Source organism: Actinoallomurus sp. CA-142502 (assembly GCF_050936355.1).
Lineage (GTDB): Bacteria > Actinomycetota > Actinomycetes > Streptosporangiales > Streptosporangiaceae > Actinoallomurus > Actinoallomurus iriomotensis.
In genome coordinates this window covers 3,073,946-3,096,901 of sequence record NZ_JBNJMY010000001.1, presented here as the reverse complement: position 1 = coordinate 3,096,901, position 22,956 = coordinate 3,073,946, and the positions used below count along the sequence as shown (strand labels likewise).

17 protein-coding genes and 1 pseudogene are annotated in these 22,956 nt (G+C 70.6%); 9 read left to right on the top strand and 9 right to left on the bottom strand.

The features are described from left to right. Window positions 1-10 precede the first annotated feature (10 nt). The 3 genes from ACQEV1_RS15065 to ACQEV1_RS15055 form a co-directional block, all read right to left on the bottom strand. A complete protein-coding gene (locus ACQEV1_RS15065) occupies window positions 11-826 on the bottom strand; it encodes a heavy metal-binding domain-containing protein (RefSeq protein WP_433394432.1) in 816 nt (271 codons plus the stop codon). Window positions 827-899: 73 nt separating this feature from the next. Next, window positions 900-1,778 (bottom strand): heavy metal-binding domain-containing protein, encoded by an 879-nt coding sequence (locus ACQEV1_RS15060; RefSeq protein WP_285617976.1) that lies wholly within the window; start codon window positions 1,776-1,778, stop codon window positions 900-902. 61 nt (window positions 1,779-1,839) lie between these two features. After that, on the bottom strand, window positions 1,840-2,619 hold the full coding sequence (locus tag ACQEV1_RS15055; RefSeq protein ID WP_285617978.1) for an enoyl-CoA hydratase/isomerase family protein: 780 nt from the start codon (window positions 2,617-2,619) through the stop codon (window positions 1,840-1,842). A 145-nt stretch (window positions 2,620-2,764) separates the two neighbouring features. On the opposite strand from ACQEV1_RS15055, the gene ACQEV1_RS15050 reads away from it, so the two are divergent. The 4 genes and pseudogenes from ACQEV1_RS15050 (at window position 2,765) to ACQEV1_RS15035 (ending at window position 9,092) form a co-directional block, all read left to right on the top strand. Further along, complete coding sequence (locus ACQEV1_RS15050) at window positions 2,765-3,802, top strand: hypothetical protein (RefSeq protein WP_433394429.1); 1,038 nt, start codon at window positions 2,765-2,767, stop codon at window positions 3,800-3,802. Window positions 3,803-3,882: 80 nt separating this feature from the next. Beyond that, window positions 3,883-5,307 (top strand): annotated as a pseudogene (locus tag ACQEV1_RS15045) (SNF2 helicase-associated domain-containing protein); the annotation flags it as partial. Further along, window positions 5,290-8,271, top strand: coding sequence for an SNF2-related protein (locus ACQEV1_RS15040; protein ID WP_433405909.1), 2,982 nt, complete (start codon window positions 5,290-5,292; stop codon window positions 8,269-8,271). The pseudogene ACQEV1_RS15045 and the gene ACQEV1_RS15040, both read left to right, overlap by 18 nt. Continuing rightward, window positions 8,271-9,092 (top strand): SWIM zinc finger family protein, encoded by an 822-nt coding sequence (locus tag ACQEV1_RS15035; RefSeq protein ID WP_433394427.1) that lies wholly within the window; start codon window positions 8,271-8,273, stop codon window positions 9,090-9,092. Before ACQEV1_RS15040 ends, ACQEV1_RS15035 begins: the two co-directional genes overlap by 1 nt. An 18-nt stretch (window positions 9,093-9,110) precedes the next feature. On the opposite strand, the gene sigJ is transcribed toward ACQEV1_RS15035, so the two are convergent. From sigJ to ACQEV1_RS15020, 3 genes are all read right to left on the bottom strand, one after another. Further along, a complete protein-coding gene (gene sigJ / locus ACQEV1_RS15030) occupies window positions 9,111-10,007 on the bottom strand; it encodes an RNA polymerase sigma factor SigJ (protein WP_433394425.1) in 897 nt (298 codons plus the stop codon). Continuing rightward, the gene (locus ACQEV1_RS15025; RefSeq protein WP_433405907.1) at window positions 10,004-10,981 is read right to left on the bottom strand and encodes an NAD(P)/FAD-dependent oxidoreductase; all 978 of its coding nucleotides are present in this window, start codon (window positions 10,979-10,981) and stop codon (window positions 10,004-10,006) included. Before ACQEV1_RS15025 ends, sigJ begins: the two co-directional genes overlap by 4 nt. Before the next feature lie 112 nt (window positions 10,982-11,093). Continuing rightward, window positions 11,094-11,966, bottom strand: a complete 873-nt coding sequence (locus tag ACQEV1_RS15020; RefSeq protein ID WP_285617986.1) for an alpha/beta fold hydrolase — start codon at window positions 11,964-11,966, stop codon at window positions 11,094-11,096. A 103-nt stretch (window positions 11,967-12,069) separates the two neighbouring features. Here ACQEV1_RS15020 and ACQEV1_RS15015 point away from each other — a divergent pair, with 103 nt between their 5' ends. Further along, window positions 12,070-12,480, top strand: coding sequence for a winged helix-turn-helix transcriptional regulator (locus tag ACQEV1_RS15015; protein ID WP_433394423.1), 411 nt, complete (start codon window positions 12,070-12,072; stop codon window positions 12,478-12,480). Between the two features lie 32 nt (window positions 12,481-12,512). Here the strand turns inward: ACQEV1_RS15015 and ACQEV1_RS15010 are convergent, their stop codons facing one another. Further along, complete coding sequence (locus ACQEV1_RS15010; RefSeq protein ID WP_433394421.1) at window positions 12,513-13,064, bottom strand: MarR family winged helix-turn-helix transcriptional regulator; 552 nt, start codon at window positions 13,062-13,064, stop codon at window positions 12,513-12,515. A 47-nt stretch (window positions 13,065-13,111) separates the two neighbouring features. Between ACQEV1_RS15010 and ACQEV1_RS15005 the strand changes: the two genes are divergently transcribed. Further along, window positions 13,112-13,849 (top strand): SDR family NAD(P)-dependent oxidoreductase, encoded by a 738-nt coding sequence (locus tag ACQEV1_RS15005; protein WP_433394419.1) that lies wholly within the window; start codon window positions 13,112-13,114, stop codon window positions 13,847-13,849. A gap of 52 nt (window positions 13,850-13,901) precedes the next feature. On the opposite strand, the gene glgP is transcribed toward ACQEV1_RS15005, so the two are convergent. Then, complete coding sequence (glgP, locus tag ACQEV1_RS15000) at window positions 13,902-16,499, bottom strand: alpha-glucan family phosphorylase (protein ID WP_285617992.1); 2,598 nt, start codon at window positions 16,497-16,499, stop codon at window positions 13,902-13,904. Window positions 16,500-17,005: 506 nt separating this feature from the next. Between glgP and ACQEV1_RS14995 the strand changes: the two genes are divergently transcribed. From ACQEV1_RS14995 to ACQEV1_RS14985, 3 genes are read left to right on the top strand one after another with little or no spacing between them, the layout of a single operon-like run. Continuing rightward, complete coding sequence (locus tag ACQEV1_RS14995) at window positions 17,006-19,003, top strand: alpha-1,4-glucan--maltose-1-phosphate maltosyltransferase (protein ID WP_285617993.1); 1,998 nt, start codon at window positions 17,006-17,008, stop codon at window positions 19,001-19,003. Window positions 19,004-19,017: 14 nt separating this feature from the next. Further along, window positions 19,018-20,733 (top strand): maltose alpha-D-glucosyltransferase, encoded by a 1,716-nt coding sequence (gene treS, locus ACQEV1_RS14990; protein ID WP_285571337.1) that lies wholly within the window; start codon window positions 19,018-19,020, stop codon window positions 20,731-20,733. 43 nt (window positions 20,734-20,776) lie between these two features. Then, window positions 20,777-22,162 carry a maltokinase N-terminal cap-like domain-containing protein gene (locus tag ACQEV1_RS14985; protein ID WP_285617995.1) on the top strand — a complete coding sequence of 462 codons (1,386 nt, stop codon included), beginning with the start codon at window positions 20,777-20,779 and terminating at the stop codon, window positions 22,160-22,162. Window positions 22,163-22,218: 56 nt separating this feature from the next. Here ACQEV1_RS14985 and ACQEV1_RS14980 read toward each other — a convergent pair whose 3' ends face one another. Next, the gene (locus ACQEV1_RS14980) at window positions 22,219-22,734 is read right to left on the bottom strand and encodes a hypothetical protein (RefSeq protein ID WP_433394416.1); all 516 of its coding nucleotides are present in this window, start codon (window positions 22,732-22,734) and stop codon (window positions 22,219-22,221) included. Window positions 22,735-22,956: the final 222 nt, after the last annotated feature.

The window sequence follows — 22,956 nt, the reverse complement described above, 5'->3', positions numbered from 1 at the left end:
GTCCAGTGAATCAGCGGTCGAGGCCGAGCACCATCTGCGGCTTGGCGATCACATGATCGGCGCGCAGCGGGCGTACGGCGGTGCCGATGGCGAAGAACTCCATCGTGTGGCCGCCCCACTGGTGGTGGAACTGGTCCAGGTACACGCCGACGATGCCCTCCGCGTGCAGCGCCTGACCCTCGGCCTGCATGCGGCTCATCGCCAGCTCCCGCGCGTCGTACAGGGCCTGGGTGAACTCCGGGATCTCGACGTTCTGCCCCATGCTGCCCAGCACCGACCCGAGCCGCCGGTGGGCGACGTGGTACACGCACGTGCCCATGACCATGCCCAGCGGCGCGTAGCCCGCCTGGATGAGGGTCCAGAAGTCCTGGCCGTTCAGGTCGGAGGTGAACGGCTGGTTCTTGTTGTTGCGCCAGTTCTGCGAAGTGTCGTCGGCCTTGACCGCGGTGCCGATGGCGATGAACTCGGCGATGTCGCTGCCGAAGTCACGGAACTCCACGCGCAGGCGCACCCCGACGATGCCGTCCGCGCCGAGCTGGTCGGCCTCGGCCTCCATGCGGGTCATCGCCAGCTCACGCGCGTGGTACATCGCGCCGGAGAGCTGGTCCAGCTCCATGTTCTTGCTCCACCGGCCGACCTGGATGCCGACGTGGTAGATCGAGCTGCCCAGCACCAGGCCGAGCGGCCGGAAGCCCGCCTCGCGGACCAGCAGGAACTCGTTGACGGACAGGTCGCTGGTGAACAGTGACCCGGGGGCGCCCGGCCGCAGCTCGGCGAGGCGCGCCATTGCGTCGGCGGGGACCCCCTGGGAAATGGGATCGGTCATGTGACCTCCTTCGTCGGCCTCATGACCAACGGTGCTGTGCTTGCCGGTTCCCTCGCTTCGCTCGGTCATGTGGCTACAACCTCATGATCGTCAGCGAGGAGGGCGGATGGTGGGAGGTGCGGAACTCGGCGACGGCGGTGCCGATGATCGTCGTCTCGACGACGTGGTCGTGCTGGTGGTCGTTGTAGGAGCATTCGCGCTCGCGTACGCGCAGGTCGATGCCGGACACCACGACGCCGTCGGCGCCCGTACGCGCCGTGTCGGACAGGAAGTGCCCGCGCGCCTCGTGCCGGGTGACCGAGACGAGCTCGGTCCAGCCCATCACCTCCTGGGCCGGGGCGAACGTCCCGGTCGACCAGCCGGTGCGCCAGTCGTCGTGGCGCACGCCCACCGAGGCGCCCATCACGAGATCGACCGGCACCCAGCCGGCCTGGATGAGCTTGGCGAAGTCCTGGCCGCTCAGATGGGACAGGAAGACCCGGCCGGGCCGTACGGGACCGACCGCGCGCACGGCCGTGCCGACCGCCTGGAACTCCAGATGGTGTGAGGCGCCCTGGAACGGAGCGATGGTCAGCTCGACCGCGACGACGCCGTCGCCGCCGAGCGCCGCGCACTCCGCGGCCATGCGGCTCATCGCGGTGTGCCGGGCGCGGTAGAGCGTGTCGACGTAGGTGCCGTATCCGCCCCAGGCCCCCTGCATGCCCGAGGTGACGGTGACGGCGGCGCCCGACCCGAACAGCCCGCTGCGGTAACCGCAGTCGACCCTCGCGCCGTACCACCAGCCGAGGTTGTGGACCGTGCTGCCCATCACCTGGCCGACCGGTTCGAACCCGATGGCGCGCAGTCCGGCGAACTCACCGACGCTCAGGCTGGAGGTCCACGTGCCGGCCTGCCGTGCCTGGCCGAGCCGGGCCATGGCCGCCGGCGGCAACTGCGGCTGGACCACGCTCACCTCCTGAGTCTTCGGTACGGGTCCACGACGTGTGACGTACGGGCCGGGAGGCAGGTTCCGGTCAGCGGCCGACGAACTTCGCCTTTCCCGGTCCTTCCTCCACGAAGCTGCGCATCCCGATCTTCTGGTCCTCGGTGGCGAACAGGGCGGAGAAGTGCAGCCGCTCGATCTCCAGACCGGTGGCGAGGTCGACCTCCAGGCCCGCGTCGACGGCCTCCTTGGCGGCGCGCAGCGCGGCCGCGGGCCCGCCGGCGTACCGCGCGGCCAGCTCCTTGGCGGCCTCGTACACCCGGTCGTCCGGCACGACCTTGTCCACGAGCCCGAGGTCGAGCGCCTCGTCCGCCGGGACGTGGCGGCCGGTGAAGATCAGGTCCTTGGCGCGGGACGGGCCGATCAGCCGCGGCAGCCGCTGCGTGCCGCCGGCGCCGGGGATGACGCCGAGCAGGATCTCCGGCTGGCCGACCTTGGCCGACTCGCCGGCGACCCGGAAGTCGGCGCACAGCGCGAGTTCGAGCCCGCCGCCGAGCGCGTAACCGGTGATCGCGGCCACGACGGGCGCGCCGATCCCGGCGACGGCGTCCAGCGCGCCCTGCAGGGCGCGGCAGTGCCCGGCCGCCTCGACGTAGGAGAGCTCGGCCATCTCCTTGATGTCCGCGCCGGCCGCGAAGACCCGCTCGCCGCCGTAGAGGATCACGGCGCGCACGGCCGGGTCGGCGTCGGCGGCGCGCGCCGCCTCGGCCAGCTCGTCGCGCAGCCGGGCGTTGATGGCGTTCATCTTCGGCCGGTCCAGCCGGATCGTCGCCACCCCATCGGCGACCTCGAGACGCACGAACTCCCCCACGGCCCCTCCAAACGATCGACTGCGCTGCGTCCGCGAGCCTAACGCGCGGCGCCTCTCGGCGTAGCGGCACGTCAACCCCGACGGCCGCGAACGGTCACCTCTTCCGTCAAGGCGTCCGTGGTCGCTAGGGTTCAGCCGCTCATCCTTGATCATTGAATGGAACACCGCCATGCCGGGCGACCCCGACCACCTCCTCTTCGACGAGGACTTCGTCAAGAACGCAGCGTTCACCGAACCCTCGGCGCGGGAACGCGGCAAGCGCCCCGGATGGCGGAAGCGCCGGCGGCTCGCCCGCGCGGAACGGCGGCGACGGCGCGCGATGACACGGCAGCGGCGCGGCTCCCGGCTGAAGACGACCGGCACGGTGCTCGCGGTCCTCGTCGCGCTCGCCGCGGTCGGCGCGCTCGGCTGGAAGGTCCGCGGCGGCCGGGGGCTGTCCCCGGAGACGACGCCGGTCCGGCGGGGCGCGGTGCCGACGCTGCGCGCCGCCGACCCGTTCGAGGGTTCGCCCGCCGCCGCGTACGCCGACGGCGCCGCCGGCATCACGCCGCCGGCCGCGACCGCGACGGGCGGCCTGTCCGCGCGCGACGTCGAGGCGGCGTACGCGAGGACCCGGAAGCGTCTCGTCGCGGCGGGGCTGGACCGGCCGACGCTGCTCGGCGGCAGTCCGGACGCCTTCGCCCGCGCGGTCGGCCCGGACGAGCGGTCGTACTTCGTCACCAACCTCAACAACCCCGACCTCGACAAGCGCACCCGCTCGTGGGTCGTGACGTTCGCGCCGAACACCGCCGCGCTCTCCGGCCCGGTCATCAAGGTGCACGGCACCATGTCGGCGCACCCGTCGGCCGTGAACCACCTCCGCGGCGCGGGTGTGCGGTTCGACTACCTGTTCGTCTATCCGATCGAACGCCCCGGCTCCCCCGCCACGCTGGAGCGGCTCGTGGTGCGGCTCAGCGGCGAGGTCCTCTTCTATTCGAGCGGCGGCACCCTGCACAGCCACACGTCGCGTTGGGAGTTCTTCTCCGACCCGGCCCGGTGCGACGTACGTGACGGGTTCATCCATCCGGCCTACCACGACTCGGCGCCGGAGCGGTCGCCCGGGACCGGCCCGGCGCACGACCCGTACGACCAGTCCCAGCCGATGCCGGGCGGCGAGAAGTGCCTCCGCTCGTCCGGAACCTGACCCGTACGCCGTCACGGGCCGCGGGCGTCGGAGGCTGCTGGTAGCTTCGCCGGGGTCCGTCACGTTGGGAGGCACGGGGGATGCTGGTCGCGCACGCCACCTGGCACGGCGGTGCGCTGTGCCTGTGGGCGGAGGATCCCGCGCTGCCGGCGACCACGCGTGTCCGCGTCACTCCACGGCCGCACCCGTTCGCCGCGGCCGACTTCACCGGCACCTCGTACGCGCCGCTCACCGCCGGGGCCATGCGGGTCACGCTGTCCCTGCTCCTGCCCGGTTCGGCCGACGGCCCGCTGCCCTCACCGGAGCTGGCCCGCGAGCCGTCGGCCAAGCGTCCCGCCGCCCACGTGTGGCGGGTGCCGGCGCTGGCCCTCGACCCGTTCGCCGCGATGGCCCTGCTCTCCTCCACCGGCGAGGCCGACGACGTCGTACGCGGCTCCGACCTGCGGTTCTTCGCGCTCGTCGCCGACGAGGCGGTGCACCTCGCCGGGCGCGGCCGGGTGCTGCCCGCGCTCCTGCGCGAGGACGGCGACCTGACCGCCCGCTGGCGGCCGGTGGTCACCGGCGCGGACGCCGAGCGGTTCCGCGAGCTGGCCCGCGCGATGCCGCCCGCTTGCCGCGCCGCCGACGGCGGCCGTCCCGCGGCGGAGCTGCTGCTGGAGGCGCTGACCGGCCTGGCCGACGCGGCGGTGCGCGGCATCGTCCCGCACCCGCTGCTGGCCGACCGCACCGGCCGGGTGCCCGACCGGCTGCCGCTCGCCGAGCGCTGGGCGGCGGCGCTGACCGGCCCGGATCCGTCCGTGGCGCGCGAGCCGGGCGACGACCCGGCCACTCTCGGCGCCGCCCTCGACGACTGGGCGGCGGCCGCGAGCCGTCCGTCGGGCCCGCTGCGCGTCTGCTTCCGGCTCACCGAGCCGCCCGAGGACGATCCCGGCGGGCCGTGGTCGGTGCAGTTCGCGCTGCAGGGCACCGACGACCCGAGCCTCTACGTCCCGGCCGCCGCGATCTGGACCGGCGAGGTCACCTCGGTCGCCGACGCCGAGGAGACGCTCCTCGCGGGCCTGGGCCGCGCGCTGCGGCTCTATCCCCGCATCGCCGACGCGCTGCGGATGGCCACGCCGACGAGCGTCACCACGGACGCCGCGGGCGCGTTCGCGTTCCTGCGCGAGGTCGCGCCGCTGCTGTCGGCGGCCGGGTTCGGCGTGCAGCTGCCCCAGTGGGCCGGGCGGGCACGGCTCGGCATGAAGCTGACGACGCGCACCAAGACCGAGTCCTCGGGCGCCACCGTCTCCTCCGGATTCGGCCTCGGCGACCTCGTCGACTTCCGGTGGGACCTGGCGGTCGAAGGCGAGGACATCACCGAGGAGGAGCTGGCCGAGCTGGCCCGGCTCAAGGCGCCGCTGGTCCGGCTGCGCGGCCGCTGGGTGGAGCTGGACGACGCGCAGCTCCGCGCGGCGCTGGAGTTCCTCAGCCGGGGCCGCGAGGGAGAGATGAGCGCGGCCCAGGCCGTACGCGCCGCCATCCACGCGGGCGACGACACACTGCCGCTGCTGGAGATCGACGCCGACGGCGCGTTGGGCGACCTGCTGTCCGGCGAGGCCGACCGCCGCCTGGAGCCGATCCCCACCCCGGAGGGCTTCGAGGGCACCCTGCGCCCGTACCAGGAACGCGGTCTGGCCTGGCTGTCCTTTTTGGACAGCTTGGGGCTAGGTGCGGTGCTTGCGGACGACATGGGACTCGGAAAGTGTTTGCTACCAGAAACGCCTGTTTTGTCGAACGGGGCATTGATCAAAGCGAAGGACATGTGGGCCCGCTTCGCCGGTCCGATCGAGCCGGATGGAGAGGGCGAGTGGGCCCAGCCTACACAGCGGTTGACGACGAACTCTCTCGACGGCAACGGTCAGGTCGTTGAAACCGAGATATGCCGACTATATCGGCAGCACATTCGTGAGCCCGTCCGCCGCATCAGCCTTTCCGATGGCAGCTCGATCATGGTGACGCGACGCCATCGGCTAATGGGACGCGACGGCTGGACGAATGATCTCAAGCCCGGCGACCGCGTATGCGTACCGGCGCGCCTTCTCCACGTCGGCCGATCAGTCGACCCGGATCTAACGATTCTTCTCGCCTGGCAGATCAGCGAGGGGTACGAAGGCGACGGCTGGGTACTGCGCATCACCCAGAAAAAGAGCGAGGTACTTGACGATCTCCATCAGCGCCTACTCCGGGTGGGACACCGGTTCGATCTCAAGCTGAACACACCGAGAATACTGGAGCCGGATACCCACCACTCCTGTCCGACGCTGCGAATGCACAGTAAGTCGTACGCCTATTTCCTTGAAGAACTCGGATACCGCTGGGGCCGCGTGGCGGCCCACAAGAAGATCCCTGACTTCATCGTCTCAGCGGACGATGACACACTTCGCCTCTTTCTCCGCCACTATTTCGCCGCCGAGGGATCAGTCGGTACTCGGACCCGCCTTATAGAGATCGCCTCAGCATCCCCGCTCTTGATGCAGCAACTGGCAACGATGCTCAGACGGTTCGGCATATGGTTGCGCATCTCAATCAGGATGAACTGTGCCACCAATGGAACGAGGACCAAACGACCATACGCCATCGGACTTATCGGCGGGTCGAGCGCTCGGCTCTTCCGCGAGTACATCGGCATCGCCGATCCAGAAAAGCAGGAAAAGCTCGACAGGATCTGCGAACTCCCTGCGAACACTAACGTCGAAGGCATACCCGGAAGTGATCTGCTGTCCGCGGCTCACACCCTCACCGGGCTTCCGATGCGGCATTTCGGCGTGAAGCCGGTGTACTTCGACGGCAGCCAGGAGCTTTCCAAGAACTCGGCAAAGGCTGTCGTCGGAGCGATGGACCGAGTCCTCGACGGCCGGGCTCTGGCCGAGTACTCCGCCCTCCCCAAGAGCAGGTGGACTGCCGCGACACTCGCCGCGTACGCGCGACTGGACCGCGACAGGTTGATCGCCATCCGCGAAACGTTGAACGACCGAGTGGACCGGCAGGCGTTCTACGCGACCGTCGTGTCGGCGGAGGACGTCGACTACGAGGGCTGGGTCTACGACTTCGAAGTGCCCGAGCACCACAACTACGTGGCGGCGGGGATGTTCTGCCACAACACCGCGCAGACGCTGGCGTTGCTGGAGCGTGGTCGCACGTCGGCCGCCGCGGGGGCGACGCTGCTCGTCGGGCCGATGTCGCTCATCGGCAACTGGCAGCGGGAGGCGGCGCGGTTCACGCCCAAGCTGCGCGTCTACGTCCACCACGGTGTCGGGCGGCATCACGGGGAGGATCTGGAGCGCGCCGTACGCGACGCCGACCTCGTCCTCACCACCTACGGCACGGCCGCCCGCGACCGCGAGGCCCTGTCGGCCATCGACTGGGACCGGGTGGTCTGCGACGAGGCGCAGGCGCTGAAGAACAGCGGCACCCGGCAGGCGCAGGCGGTGCGGGGCATTCCCGCGCGCGGCCGGCTCGCGCTCACCGGCACCCCCGTCGAGAACCACCTGACCGAGCTGTGGTCGATCATGGAGTTCGCCAACCCGGGGCTGCTCGGGCCGCGGCAGGCCTTCCGTGAGCGGTTCGCCGCACCGATCGAGGCGCACGGCGACCAGGAGGCCGCGGCGGCGCTCGCCCGAGCAACCGGCCCGTTCATCCTGCGGCGCCTGAAGACGGACAAGTCGATCATCACCGACCTGCCCGAGAAGCAGGAGATCAAGGTCTGGTGCAACCTCACGCCCGAGCAGGCCTCGCTCTACCAGGCCACGGTCGAGGACATGCTCGACCGCATCGCGGACAGCGAGGGCATGGAGCGGCGCGGTCTCGTCCTGGCGACCATGGCCAAGCTCAAACAGGTCTGCAACCACCCCGCCCACCTGCTGAAAGACGGCTCGAGGCTGCCCGGCCGCTCGGGCAAGCTGGAGCGGCTGGAGGAGATCTGCGCCGAGGTCGTGGAGCAGGGCGAGAAGGCCCTCGTCTTCACCCAGTACTCCGAGTTCGGCGCGATGCTCCAGCCCCACCTGGAGGCACGGCTCGACCGGCCGGTGCTGTGGCTGCACGGCGGCACCACCAAGAAACGCCGCGACGAATTGATCCGCCGGTTCCAGCAGGACGCCGAGCCCTCCGTCTTCCTGCTGTCGCTCAAGGCCGCCGGCACGGGGCTGAACCTCACCGCCGCCAACCACGTGATCCACGTCGACCGCTGGTGGAACCCCGCGGTCGAGGACCAGGCCACCGACCGGGCGTTCCGCATCGGCCAGACCAAGAACGTCCAGGTCCGCAAGTTCATCTGCGTGGGCACCATGGAGGAGCGCGTCGACGAGATGATCGAGCGCAAGAAGGCCCTGGCCGAGCGCATCGTCGGCACCGGCGAGGGCTGGCTCACCGAGCTGTCCGTCGCCGAGCTGCGCGACGTCGTGCGCCTCGGGTCCGAGGCGGTGAGCGCCTGATGCCGATGTACGGTCCCGCGCGCCCGGTCGAGGGCGGGCTGCGCGCCCGCAGCGAACGCGGCACGATCGGCGAGGAGTGGTGGTCGCGCCGCTTCATCGACGTGCTGGAGTCGTTCGCCGACAAGGGCCGGCTGAGCCGGGGACGCGCGTACGCCCGCAAGGGCCAGGTGATCGACCTGAGGGTGGACGCGTACGAGGTCACCGCGCGCGTGCAGGGCTCGGAGGCCGAGCCGTACGACGTGGCGATCGGCATCGACGCGATCGACGAGCCGACCTGGACGGCGATCGAGGAGGCGCTGGCCTCGCAGGCGGTCTTCCGCGCGCGGCTGCTGGCGGGCGAGATGCCGCCGGAGATCGAGGACGTCTTCGGCGCGTTCGGCATCCCGCTGTTCCCCGGGGCCTCGGGCGACATGCACCTGATGTGCAGCTGCCCCGACTGGGGCGAGCCCTGCAAGCACACCGCCGCCGTCCTCTACCTCCTGGCCGAGGCGTTCGACGACGATCCGTTCCTGATCCTCGCGTGGAACGGCCGCACCCGAGAGGACCTGCTGGCGAGCCTGCGCCGCCTCGACTCCGCCGACGCGGCGGCCGAGGCCGACCCGCTGGAGATCGAGGAGACACCGATCACCGAGCGCCTGGACGACTTCTGGACCCCGGCCGCGGTCCGCGACCGCCCGCCGGCGCCCCCGATGCCGCCGGGGCTGCTGCTGAAGCTGCTCGACCCGCCGAAGGTCAAGGTGCGCCGCAAGGAGCTGACCGACGTGCTCCGCCCCGTATACGAGGCCCTGTCCGGCCTCGATGAGGCGGAGCAGGCCGAATGAGCGCCACTCGCGAGCTTCCTACCGGCTGATCTGACGCGGGACCGCCACCGCGAGGAGTTTGTCCGGATTGCGGATGGCGTAGAAGTTGGTGATCTCGCCGTCGGTGATCTCGATCAGGAAGACGCCTTCGAGGTGGTCGCCGTGGTAGGCGGCCAGCGCGGGCGCGTTGTTGCAGTTGACCAACTCCATGCGCATGTCCGGCATGCTCCGGTCCGCGCGGAAGAGGTCGATGAGGAGCGCGGCGACCTTCTCCGCGCCTACCACCGGGCGGCGCGACGCGGTGGCCTTGCCGCCGCTGTCGGCGGTCCAGGTGGCGTCCGGCGCGAGCAGCGAGAGCAGCCCGTCCGTGTCACCGGTGGCCGCGGCCGCCATGAACTGCTCGGTGAGCCGCGTGATCTGCGCCGCGTCGACGGGCTCGAAGCGTTTACGGCGCGCCTGCACGTGTGCGCGGGCGCGGTGCGCCACCTGGCGCACCGCGGCCACGGATTCACCCACCGCTGCGGCGATGTCGTCGTGGTCGAAGGCGAACACCTCGCGCAGCACGAACACCGCTCGTTCGTCGGGGGTGAGTGTTTCGAGCAGCACGAGCATCGCCATGGACACCGACTCGGCGAGCACCACATCGGTCGACGCGTCGTGCTCGTCGAGCAGCAGCGGCTCGGGCAGCCAGGGGCCGATGTAGTCCTCGCGACGGCGCGCGCCGGCCCGCACCGCGTTGAGCGCCTGGCGGGTCACCAGCCGCGCCAGATACGACTTGGTGTCCCGCACCGTCGCGAGGTCCACTCCGGCCCACCGCAGATAGCTGTCCTGCAGCACGTCGTCGGACTCGGTCGCCGAGCCGAGGATCTCGTAGACGATCGTGAACAGCAGCGGCCGCAACAGGGTGAACCGTTCGGCGTGCTCGTCCGCCGTCATTCGGAGGTGACCACCTGCGCGACGGAGACCGGCTGCTCGGGCCTCGGGCCGCCCTTGAGCCAGCCCGGGGAACCCGGCTTGCGGGCCTCGCGGCGGATCTTCACCACGCCGAGCCTGCAGGTCATCTCCTTGACCCTCGCGCCCACGCGGCCGCCGATGTAGAGGTTCACCACGGCGTCGTCCTTGCGGGCGAGCTGCCGGACGCCGACGCGCCGGCCGAGGCTGATGCACGTCCCGGTGAGGGCCAGGTCGATCGGCGCGGATTCGGTCCCCGCGATGTGGCTCAGCACGGTGTCGGCGGCCTGCGCCCCGAGCGGCCCGGCGGCCTGGCAGCTCATCCGCACCGCCTGACCCGACGGTGCGGCGGCGTCGCCGGCCGCGACGATACGTTCGTCGTCGACGCTGGTCAGCGTCTCGTCGGTGAGCAGCCGGCCGAGCGCGTCGGTCCGCAGCCCGCTCGCCGCCGCCAGGTCCGGCACCCCGAAACCCGTCGTCCAGATGGTGAGTGCGCTGGGACGCACCGCACCATCGCCGAAGACGACTGAGTCCGGCCGGACCTCGGTCACCACGTCGCCCTCGCGCACGGTGACACCGTGCCGGGTCAGCCACTTGGCGACGTACCGGCGACCCGGCGTGCTCAGTGACGGCATCAGGGTGCCGCCGCACACCAGCGTGACCGTGCGTCCTTGTTCGGCCAGTTCGGCGGCCGTCTCGATGCCGGTCGGCCCGCCGCCGACCACGGTGACCGGAGCATCGAGCGGCGACTCCCCCAGCCTGGCGCGCAGCCGCTGCGCGGGCTCGAACTCCGCGATGGGGAGGGCGAACTCGGCCGCCCCGGACACCGACGACGGTATCGCCGCGCTGCTGCCGACCGCGTAGATGACGTGGTCGTAGTCCAGCGCGCGGCCCGACGCCAGCTCTACCGTCCTGGCGGAGGTGTCGATGCGCGTGGCGCTGTCGACGACCAACGCGATGCCGTCGCCGAGCAGCGTGCCGTAGTCGACCGTCGCGTCGCCGGTTCCGCTTGTGGCGTGTGTCGTGTTCGGTCATGCCCACAAGACACCACCCGGCGTGACATGCGTCACTTCAGCGCGCACCGAGGAAGGGCGTCAGCAGCGGTAGCAGGGCGTCGGGGCGGTCCAGCGGGATGATGTGGCCGCAGTCCTCGATGAGATGGCCGGTGAGGTCGTCGGCGACGGGCCGCAGCTGCCGTTCGAGGGCGGCGCCGACGGGGTGGGCTCCGATCGCCATCGTGGGCACGGTGAGCCGGTGGGCGCCGGCGGCGTCCTGGATCTGGCGTGCGTTCGCCGGGGCGGCCCGGTAGTAGGAGAAGGCGCAGCGCAGGGCCTCGGACCCGGTGTACGCGCCGATGAAGGCGTCCCGGATCTCGCGTGGCACACCGCGGCCGCGGGTGCCGGCCGTGAGGAACCAGTCGATGTACTCCGCCTCGTGCCCGGCCAGGACCGTCTCGGCGAGGCCGGGAACCGCGTGGAAGCCGAACCACCACGGCGGCCCGCCGGCGAGGAAGTCCTCGGCGCCGGGCAACGGGCCCAGCGACGACTCCATGAGCACCAGTCGCCGTACGCGTTCGGGGCGCCGCATCGCGAGCAGGAACGCGGGCGGGGCGCCGGCGTCGATGCCGACGACCGCCGCCGACGGTTCGCCGAGAGCGGTGAGGAGTTCTTCGGCGTCGGTGGCCAGGGTCCCGGCGTCGTAGCCGTCCGCCGCTCTCGTGGTCGCGCCGAGTCCGCGCAGGTCCGGGGCGATGACGCGGTGGTGCCGGGCGAGCCCGGGGAGGACCTCGGTCCACAGCCGCCAGGTGTGCGGGAAGCCGTGGAGCAGCAGGACGGCGGGTCCGTTCCCGGCGACCGCCACGTTGATCTCGATGCCGTTGGCCGCCACCCGTCGCAGGGAGATCGCGGGGTGGCCGGAGACGGGCGGATGAGCTGTGCCGGGCATGAGGTCTCCCTGGTGCAGTGGTAACCGATGGTGACCAGGAAAGGTTAGGTAACCTCTACCGCGTGGCCAAGACCGCACTTTCGCGACAGGTGGTGAGCCGCAGGTGACCTCCTCACCCGCCCGTACCTCTCCGGCCCGCACGGCGAAGGGGGCGCGGGGCGACCTCTTCGACCCCGCGTGCCCGACCCGCCGCCTGCTGGACCGCATCGGCACGAAGTGGACGTCCATGGCCGTCAAGGTCCTCGCGGAGGCCTCCCCGGACGAGGTGCGCTTCGCCGAACTCCGGCGGCGGATGCCCGGCGTCTCGCAGAAGATGCTGTCCGCGACGTTGCAGAGCCTGACCCGCGACGGCCTGGTGGCCCGGCGGGTGGAGCCGACCGTGCCGCCGAGGGTCCACTACCGGCTCACCGACCTGGGCCTGTCGCTGGAGGTCGCGCTCGCCACCGTCCGGGCCTGGGCCGAGGAGCACATGGCCGAGATCGACCGCGCCGACCACGCCCACGCCGACGAGTAGGGCCGGTCGAGCCTCTCCGCGATGAAGCCTCGTCAGCCGGACCCCGAGGACGGCGGGCGCTCCGCCGTCCTCGGATCGGCGAGCCGTGCGACCAGGCCGTCGAGAAGAGCCCGGAGCAGTTCGGCGAGCTGCTCGCGCTGGGCGGGCGTCAGGTGCTCGACCAGGGCCTGCTCGTGGCGGAGCAGCTCGTCGACGCTCCCCTCGATCAGCGCGTGACCCTCCGCGGTCAGTTCGACCGCGCTCGTCCGCCCTCCGCTGCTGCGGTGGGCCCGTACGAGGCCGGAGGTCTCGGCGCGGGCGACGCGCTGGCTGATCGCCCCCGCGCTGACCAGGCAGGCCTCCTTGAGCTCCGCCGGCGTCATCCGGTACGGCGCGCCGTGTCGGCGCAGCGTGGACAGCAGGTCCAGAGTGGCGGCGTCGATGCCGAGCCGCGCAAGGGTACGGCGCCGGTCGTCGGCCAGCAGCTTGCCGGCATGCCAGATCCGGGTGATCACGCCGATCGACTCGACCGGCGTGCCGGGGCGCTCGCGCGTCCAGGCGAGCTGGATCCGCTCCGCTCCGTCCGGGTTGCGTGGTGGCGTCATACCGACCTAGCGTAGAGCACGCTGTTTAGACCTAAACAAGGAGTGTCATGCCACGCACGGCAATCGTCACCGGGGGCGGTACGGGCATCGGCCGCGCGGTCGCGCGGCGGCTCGCCGCCGACGGACTGGACGTCGTGATCACCGGGCGGCGCAAGCAGGTGCTCGAGCAGACCGCCGAGGAACTGGGCGTCCGCGCGGTCGCCTTCGACGCCTCCGACGTCGCGGCGATCGAGGCCGCCCTGCCCGACCTGCCCGGCCAGGTGGACGTCCTGGTCAACAACGCGGGCGGCAACATCGCCCGGCACCGGCCCGCGCCCGCCGAGGGCGACCTGGCCGGGCTGCGCGACCTGTGGGCCGCTCAACTCGAGAGCAACCTGATCAGCGCGGTCCTGACGACGAGCGCGCTGACGCCGCGGCTGGCCGCCGGCGGCCGCGTGATCTCGATCGGCTCGATCGCGGGAGCGCGCGGCAGCGGCGGCGGCGGGGCGTACGGGGCGGCCAAGGCCGCGCTGCACACCTGGACCGGCGACCTGGCCTTCGAGCTCGGCGGCCGGGGCGTCACGGTGAACGCCATCGCCCCGGGCTACATCGAGGACACCGAGTTCTTCGGCGCGGGCGGTCCGGGGACCGAACGCCGGGCCTGGCTGATCGGCCAGACGGCCAACGGCCGTCCCGGCCACCCCGAGGACGTCGCCGACACGGTCGCCTTCCTGGCCTCGCCGGAGGCCGGCAACATCACCGCCCAGGTGATCCACGTCAACGGCGGCGCCTTCCGCGGCCGCTGACGAGGAACAGAGAAACGCCCGGAACCCTCAGCCGAGGGTTCCGGGCGTTCTTTCAGCGCAGGTCGCCGTTGGTCATCCCGGTCGGGGCCGGCGGCAGGGCCACCAGGCCCATCTCGGCGCGGGAGGCGAACAGCTCGTGCTTGGGCACCACTCGCACGCTGTAGCCGAACGCTCCGGCGCGGTCGAGGGTGACGTCACCGGCGTAGCGCAGCCGGCCGCCCTCGATGTTCTCCACCTGCGTCAGCTCGACGTACGACGGGTCGACGAGCGTGTCGGTCTCGCCGACACGGCCGTACACGACCTCCACGGCGACGTCCGACGGCTCCAGGCCGCCGAGCTCCACCGTCGCGCGCACGGTGAGCGTGCCGCCCAGCTGCGGGCTCTGCGCCGCGCCGCTGGACTCCACGTGCTCGACCGTGACGCCCGGCCAGAGCTTGGCCACCCGCAGCTTCCAGGCGGCCACGGACTTTGCCGCCACGTGCTCGTCGGCGGCCAGCAGCCGGCCCGAGACGGCGGCCGGGGCGTACAGGTCCCGGACGTAGTCGCGGAGCATGCGCCCGGCGAGGACCTTCGGGCCGAGCGTGGTCAGCGTGTGCTTGACCATCTCCAGCCAGCGACGCGGCTGGCCGTCGGTGGTCCGGTCGTAGAACAGCGCCGCGACGTGGTCCTCGATCAGCTCGTACAGGGCGTTCGCCTCGACGTCGTCGCGGCGGTCCGGGTCGGCGGCGCGGTCGGCCGAGGGGATGGCCCAGCCGTTGTTGCCGTCGAACCACTCGTCCCACCAGCCGTCGCGGATCGACAGGTTGAGCCCGCCGTTCAGCGCCGCCTTCATACCCGACGTGCCGCACGCCTCCAGCGGCCGCAGCGGGTTGTTCATCCACACGTCGCAGCCCTGGACCAGGGACTGGCCGAGCGCCATGTCGTAGTCGGGCAGGAACACGATGCGGTGGCGTACGGCCGGGTCGTCGGTGAACCGGACGATGTCCTGGATGAGCCGCTTGCCGCCCTCGTCGGCCGGGTGGGCCTTGCCCGCGATGATGATCTGCACCGGACGCTCGGGGTCGAGCAGGATCGACTTGAGCCGCTCCGGGTCGCGCAGCATCAGGGTCAGCCGCTTGTACGACGGCACGCGGCGGGCGAACCCGAAGGTCAGCACGTCGGGGTCGAGGACGTCGTCGATCCAGGTGAGCTCGGCGTCGCTCGCGCCGCGCTGCAGCCACGACTCGCGCAGCCGCCGCCGGGCGTCGAGCACGAGGCGCTCGCGGAGCGTCCGGCGGATGCGCCAGATCTCCGCCTCGGGGACCCGGGCGACCGCGTCCCAGCCCTCGCCGTCCTCGACGACACCGGTCAGCTGCCGCCGGGCGAGGTCCACCATCTCGGGCGCGACCCAGGTCTCGGCGTGCACGCCGTTGGTGATGGAGCCGATCGGCACCTCTTCGGTGTCGAAGCCCGGCCACAGCCCGCCGAACATCTCCCGGCTGACGGCGCCGTGCAGCACCGACACGCCGTTCACGCGCTGCGCGAGGCGCATGCCCATGACGGCCATGTTGAAGACGTCGGGGTCGCCCTCCTCGTACGTCTCCGCGCCGAGGGCGAGGATGCGCTCGCTGGGGATGGAGGACGCCTCGTTGTCGGTGCCGAAGTACTTCTTGATCAGCTCACGGGGGAACCGGTCGATGCCGGCCGGGACGGGCGTGTGGGTGGTGAACACCGTGCCGCCGCGCGCGGCCTCCAGTGCCTCGTCGAGGGTGAGGCCCTGCTCGTCGATGTACTCGCGGATGCGCTCGAGGCCGAGGAACCCGGCGTGGCCCTCGTTGGTGTGGAAGACCTCGGGGGCGGCGTGTCCGGTGACGCGGCAGAACTGGCGGATCGCGCGGACGCCGCCGATGCCGAGGAGCATCTCCTGCAAAAGCCGATGGTCCGTTCCACCGCCGTACAACCGGTCGGTGACGTCGCGCGACGCGGGGGAGTTCTCCTCGACGTTGGAGTCGAGGAGGAGCAGCGGCACGCGGCCGACGCTCGCGATCCAGACCTGGGCGTTCAGCCGGTCGCCGTCCGGCAGGCCGACGGCGACCCGCACGGGCGTGCCGTCCTGCTCGCGCAGCAGCGTCAGCGGCAGGCCGTCGGGGTCGATCGGCGGGTAGTGCTCCTGCTGCCAACCCTCGGCCGACAGCGACTGGGAGAAGTACCCGTGGCGGTACAGCAGGCCGACACCGATGATCGGCACGCCGAGGTCGCTCGCGGTCTTCAGGTGGTCGCCGGCGAGGATGCCGAGACCGCCGGAGTACTGCGGCAGGGCCGCCGCGATGCCGTACTCCGGGGAGAAGTAGGCGATGGCCGCCGGAACGTCGGACAGCCCCTGGTACCAGCGCGGGGCGGTGACGTACTCGCGCAGTTCCTCGACGGCGTCGCCGAGCGCGCGCAGGAAACGCCGGTCGCCGGTGAGAGCGTCCAGGCGTTCGGCCGAGACCTCCCCCAGCAACCGCATCGGATCATGGCGAGTCGCCTCCCAGAGCTCCGGATCGACCGACTGAAAGAGCTCGAGCGTCTCTGGATGCCACGACCAGCGCAGGTTGAGGACAAGCTCCTCGAGCGGCTGGAGCGGCTCGGGCAGGACCGTGCGTACGGTGAATCTCCGGATGGCCTTCACGTGGCGCGACACTAATCGGTAACGGGCAGTGCTCGCGACCCAAACCCGCACAGCGGCCCACATCCTTGGATCTATGTTTGCCGCCTCCGTACGCCGGACGCGGCGAAGTGCGAAGTCCGCCGGGTGATGTCACCATTGACCGAAGGGCCGCCGGGCCGATCCTCGGCGAGCCGTTCGCGTGCGCGGCACACCCCGCCCGGCACGCTCGCGCCGTACGGGCCGGTCACGCCATCGCCTTACCATCGAGACAAGGCACAACCACCGGATCTGGCCGCGCAGACCTCCCCCTGGGATCCCCTCCCGGTACGCCGACGTGCCGAGATCCTCCCCGATCATGAAAACCGACAATTCTCCTGTTTCAGTCGCGGGAGATTGGCAACGGAGTCCATATGCGCGAGCCCTCGCCGAGCACCCCCGTACCGCACGGCGCCACCCGTGGTCAAGAAAGATCATTTATTTCGGAAGACGAGGTTGATCCCGCCTCCACGTCGGTACGCTCGCCTGCGATGATCGGACGAATTCCCATTCTCGACGTGCAGCCCGTGGTCGACTGTGGTCGCTGGCCGGCCAGGGCCGTCCCCCACGAGACCTTCACGGTGAGCGCCACGGTGTTCCGCGAGGGGCACGAGATGCTGGGCGCGGGCGTCGTGCTGCGCGATCCCGAGGGCCACGCCGGACCGCCGGCCCTCATGCACGAGGTCACTCCGGGCACCGACCGGTACGCCGCGGAGGTCACGCCCTCCTCGACCGGGACGTGGCACTTCCGGGTCGAGGCGTGGGGCGACCCGATCGCGCACTGGTGGCACGACGCGGGCATCAAGATCCCGCGCGGGCAGGACACCGAGCTGATGCTCGAGGAGGGCGCCCGGCTGTTCGAGCGGCTCGCCCGTGAGGTGCCGCGGGCCGAGCGTGCGGCGGTCACGAGCGTGGTCCGCGCGCTGCGCGAGACCGCCATCCCGCCGCTCATGCGCTTCGAGGCGGCCGACACGGCGGAGATCCACGCGCTGGTGGAGCGGCACCCGCTGCGCGAGCACGTGACGGTGACCGAGTGGCAGCCGCTGCTCGTCCAGCGCGAGCGCGCCCTGTACGGCTCCTGGTACGAGATGTTCCCCCGCTCAGAGGGCGCCTCGTACGACCCGATGGGCCGCCGCGCGCCGCAGTCGGGAACGTTCCGAAGCGCGATGAAGCGGCTCCCGGCGATCGCCGAGATGGGCTTCGACGTGGTCTACCTGCCGCCGATCCACCCGATCGGCTCGCAGTTCCGCAAGGGCCCGAACAACACGCTGCACGCCGAGCCGCACGACCCCGGATCGCCGTGGGCGATCGGGTCCGAGGACGGCGGGCACGACGCGATCCACCCGCAGCTGGGCGGGTTCGCCGACTTCGACGCGTTCGTCGACTATGCCAAGAACCTCGGCATGGAGGTGGCGCTGGACCTGGCGCTGCAGTGCTCGCCGGACCACCCGTGGGTCAAGGAGCACCCCGAGTGGTTCACCACGCGCGCCGACGGGTCGATCGCCTACGCCGAGAACCCGCCGAAGAAGTACCAGGACATCTATCCGCTCAACTTCGACAACGACCCCGAGGGCATCTACGCCGAGGTCGAGCGGGTCGTACGGCTGTGGATGGACCACGGCGTGCGGATCTTCCGGGTGGACAATCCGCACACCAAGCCGGTGGCGTTCTGGGAACGGCTCCTCGCGAGCATCGCCGAGACCGACCCCGACGTGCTGTTCCTGGCCGAGGCGTTCACCCGGCCGGCGATGATGCACACGCTCGCCAAGATCGGTTTCCACCAGTCCTACACGTACTTCACCTGGCGCAACAGCAGCCAGGAGCTGGAGGAGTACCTCCACGAGCTGTCCGGCCCCGCGGCCGCGTACATGCGGCCGAACTTCTTCGTCAACACGCCGGACATCCTCCACGAGTACCTCCAGCACGGCGGGCCGCCCGCGTTCGCGGTGCGGGCCGTGCTGGCCTCGATGCTGTCCCCGACGTGGGGCGTCTACTCCGGTTACGAGCTGTTCGAGAACACCCCGGTGCGACCGGGCAGCGAGGAGTACCGCGATTCGGAGAAATACCAATTCCGGCCGCGCGACTGGGAGGCGGCCGAGCGCGAGGGCCGAAGCCTCGCGCCACTCATCTCGACCCTCAACTCTTTGCGAAGAGCACACCCCGCACTGCGCAGGCTGCGTAATCTACGATTCCATAACGTCGACCAGCCTGAGCTGATCTGTTTCTCCAAACGCGTGCCTCCGACCGACGGGAACGCCGCGGACCTCGGGGACGTCGTGCTGGTCGTCGTCAACCTCAATCCACATCAGGTTCGCGAGGCGACCGTCCACCTCGACATGCCCGCGCTCGGTCTGGACTGGCCGGAGGAGTTCGTCGTCAGAGACGAATTGTCTGGCGGGTCTTATACCTGGCGGCAATCGAACTACGTGCGCCTCGACCCGCACACCCAGTCCGCACACATCTTCACGGTTTCGAGAGGCGAGAGTTGACCCAGATCGATCCCCTGCTCGGAGGCGGCACCGTAGAGCCGGTTCCGGACACGTTCACGCGCGAGACGCCGAACGAGCCGCACTGGTACAAGAACGCGGTCTTCTACGAGGTGCTGATCCGCGGCTTCTACGATTCGACCGGCGATGGCACCGGCGACATCAAGGGCCTCACCGAGAAGCTCGACTATCTGGTCTGGCTCGGCATCGACTGCATCTGGCTGCTGCCCATCTACGAGTCGCCGCTGCGCGACGGCGGGTACGACATCAGCGACTTCATGAAGATCCTGCCGGAGTTCGGCGACCTCGGTGACTTCGTGGAGCTGGTGGACGAGGCCCACAAGCGCGGCATCCGCGTCATCGCCGATCTCGTGATGAACCACACCAGCGACCAGCACCCGTGGTTCAAGGCGTCCCAGGAGGACCCGGACGGGCCGTTCGGCGACTTCTACGTCTGGTCCGACGACAACACCGGGTACGCCGACGCGCGGATCATCTTCGTCGACACCGAGACCTCCAACTGGACCTGGGACCCGGTGCGCGAGCAGTACTACTGGCACCGGTTCTTCAGCCACCAGCCGGACCTCAACTTCGACAACCCGGACGTGCAGGAGGCGATGCTGGAGGTCCTGCGCTTCTGGCTGGACCTCGGCATCGACGGCTTCCGTCTCGACGCGGTGCCCTACCTGTTCGAGCGCGAGGGCACCAACTGCGAGAACCTCAAGGAGACGCACGACTACCTGAAGAAGGTTCGCGCCGAGATCGACCGGCTCTACCCCGACCGGGTGATGCTGGCCGAGGCCAACCAGTGGCCGGCGGACGTCGTGGAGTACCTCGGCGACCCCGCGACCGGCGGTGACGAATGCCACATGGCGTTCCACTTCCCGGTCATGCCGCGGATCTTCATGGCGGTACGCCGGGAGCAGCGCTACCCGATCTCGGAGATCATGGCCCAGACGCCGAAGATCCCCGAGAACGCCCAGTGGGGCATCTTCCTCCGCAACCACGACGAGCTGACGCTCGAGATGGTGACGGACGAAGAGCGCGACTACATGTACTCCGAGTACGCCAAGGACCCGAGGATGAAGGCCAACATCGGCATCCGCCGGCGGCTGGCCCCGCTCCTCGACAACGACCGCAACCAGCTGGAGCTGTTCACCGCGCTGCTGCTGTCGCTGCCCGGATCGCCGGTGCTGTACTACGGCGACGAGATCGGGATGGGCGACAACATCTGGCTCGGCGACCGCGACGCGGTCCGTACCCCGATGCAGTGGACCCCGGACCGCAACGCGGGCTTCTCCAAGTGCGACCCGGGCCGCCTCTACCTCCCGACGATCATGGACCCGATCTACGGGTACCAGGCGATCAATGTCGAGTCGCAGCAGAACAACCCGGGTTCGCTGCTGCACTGGACGCGCAAGATGATCGAGATCCGCAAGCGCCACCCCGTGTTCGGGGTCGGCGACTACACGGAGCTGTCCGCGTCCAACCCGAGCGTCCTGGCCTTCGTTAGGGAGTTCGGCGCGGATCGCGTACTTTGTGTGAACAACCTGTCACGGTTCCCCCAACCCGTGGAGCTCGACCTGCGGCGCTTCGAGGGCGTCAACCCGGTCGAGTGCATGGGTGGTGTTCAATTCCCCCCAATCGGGGAATTGCCATATCTCCTGACACTTCCAGGACACGGTTTCTACTGGTTCCTCCTGCCGGCGAACCACGGAGGTGGTGGCGAATAGCCATGTGGCCCAGGCAGGAGGAACGGGCGAGGTGACGTAGCCAGTGCGGCTGACCGAACGACTCGACGATCTGATCGCGGACTGGCTTCCGCGCCAGCGGTGGTTCGCGGGCAAGGACCGAGGGATCGACGACGTCTCGGTCGTGTTCGAAACGGAGCTGGTCTCCGGCGATCCGTCGCTACGCCATGTAGTGATCGCCGTACGCCAGGGTGAGCAGGTCGACCGTTACCAGGTACCGGTCGGCCTCCGCCGCGAGCTACCCGGACGGCTGGAGTACGCCGAGATCGGGCGCATCGACGGCGTGCACGTCTATGACGCCGTGCACGACCCCGAGCTGACCCGCGTGCTCCTGGAGAAGATGGCCGACTGCTCCGACGCGGGGCCGCTGGCCTTCCGGTCGATCTCCGGCCTGGAGACCGACCTCGACAGCCTCGCCAGCCCCGCCGAGCAGAGCAACACCTCGCTCATCTACGGCGACCTCTACATCTGCAAGCTGTTCCGGCGGCTGACCGCCGGCATCAACCCCGACCTGGAGCTCAGCCGCGGCCTGATGGGCGCGGGCAGCAAGCACGTGCCCGCGCTCCACGGATGGATCTCCTGCGAGCTGGACGGCACCGTCTCCACGCTCGCGATGCTGTCGGAGTTCCTGCGGACCGGAACCGACGGCTGGCAGCTCGCCGGCACGAGCGTGCGCGACCTGTACGCCGAGGCCGACCTGCACGCCGACGAGGTCGGCGGCGACTTCGCGGCCGAGTCCGAACGCCTCGGCGCCGCCACCGCCGAGGTCCACCGCGACCTGGCCACCGCCTTCGGCACCGGCGTCATGGCCTCCGCGGAGGTGCGGGAGCTGGCCCGGCAGATGCACGCCCGGCTCAACGAGGCCTGCGCCGCGGTCCCCCAGCTCGTCCCGTACGCCGGGCGGCTCAGCGAGGCGTTCGACGCCTTCGCCACGGTCGACGAACCCCTCATGGTCCAGCGGGTCCACGGCGACTTCCACCTCGGCCAGGTCATGCGGACCGAGATGGGCTGGATGCTGCTCGACTTCGAAGGTGAGCCGGCCAAGCCGCTGGAGGAACGCCGGCGGCCGGCGCACCCGCTGCGCGACGTCGCGGGCATGCTCCGCTCCTACGACTACGCGGCCCGGCACCTGCTGGTGAACGCCAAGGCGGTCTCGGGCAACCCGGACCAGCTGGAGTACCGCGCGCACGAGTGGGCCGAGCGCAACCGCACGGCGTTCTGCCGCGGCTACGCCGAGGCGGGCGGCGTCGACCCGGCGGCGCACGAGGAGATCATCCGCGCCTTCGAGTTCGACAAGGCCGTCTACGAGGTCATGTACGAGGCGCGGAACCGGCCGTCGTGGCTGCACATCCCGCTCAGCTCCATCGCCGCGCTGAGCGCCTCACCGGCCCCGGGGTCGCGCACCCGCTGATCCGGTCCGTCGTCGGCACGCGGGACCTCGGGGAGTCCCGCTGCCGGGGATCGTCCCTACCGGCGCCGATACGGGTTCGGCTCCCAGCGCACGAGATGGTCGGCGAGATCGTTGCCGAGGTACAGCATCTCGGCCGCGTCGGTCGCCAGCAGGCCCTGCGGCGTGTACAGAAGGTCGCAGGGCACGTCGAACTCGGCCCGCTCGGGACTGGTATGGATGATCTCTCTCAGCAGACCGTCCCGGGTGCGGCCGGCGACCTGAGGGTCGCTCGTCACGGAGACGAAGGGGCTGAGCCGCAGCCTGCCGTCGACGCCCTGGACGTGCAGTTCGGCGAGCTGCCGCATGCCCTCCGGGAAGCGCGCCAGGCCGGTGACACGCCGGATGTCGGCCTCCGTGCCGTTCCGCCAGAGGTTCGGTATCAGGTCATCGGGGTTGTTCCGGTCGCAGAACCGGAAGACGCGGATCTTCCCCGCGGCCTGTACGGCGCGAGTACCCGACGTGTCGGCCGGGGCCTTGAACAGGCGGGCCGCGGCCTGGAAGACCCGCGCGGCCTCCGCATCGCGTCCGGTCACACCAAACCCCCGCACAGTCGCAACGCCCACCGGAGAAGGCCGATGACGATGGGCCGGATGCGACCGTACGGCTCGCGGCGTAAATCCTGATCAACTTCTGATGTCACCGCATGAAACCGGATGCTCTCCCATCACGTCTGATCGCGGTATGGGCCTGGGCGGCCACAGTCGGTAAGATCCGCTGTTCTCCGCCCTTCCCGGCTTGGGCGAACCGATGGAGGT

Bases quoted from the DNA above. Each gene is read 5' to 3' on its own strand.
- ACQEV1_RS15010 (WP_433394421.1), bottom strand. From the start codon at position 13,064: ATGACGCCACCACGCAACCCGGACGGAGCGGAGCGGATCCAGCTCGCC.
- ACQEV1_RS15020 (WP_285617986.1), bottom strand. From the start codon at position 11,966: ATGCCCGGCACAGCTCATCCGCCCGTCTCCGGCCACCCCGCGATCTCC.
- ACQEV1_RS14995 (WP_285617993.1), top strand. From the start codon at position 17,006: ATGATCGGACGAATTCCCATTCTCGACGTGCAGCCCGTGGTCGACTGT.
- ACQEV1_RS15065 (WP_433394432.1), bottom strand. From the start codon at position 826: ATGACCGATCCCATTTCCCAGGGGGTCCCCGCCGACGCAATGGCGCGC.
- ACQEV1_RS15035 (WP_433394427.1), top strand. From the start codon at position 8,271: ATGCCGATGTACGGTCCCGCGCGCCCGGTCGAGGGCGGGCTGCGCGCC.
- ACQEV1_RS15040 (WP_433405909.1), top strand. From the start codon at position 5,290: ATGAGCGCGGCCCAGGCCGTACGCGCCGCCATCCACGCGGGCGACGAC.
- ACQEV1_RS15005 (WP_433394419.1), top strand. From the start codon at position 13,112: ATGCCACGCACGGCAATCGTCACCGGGGGCGGTACGGGCATCGGCCGC.
- sigJ (WP_433394425.1), bottom strand. From the start codon at position 10,007: ATGACGGCGGACGAGCACGCCGAACGGTTCACCCTGTTGCGGCCGCTG.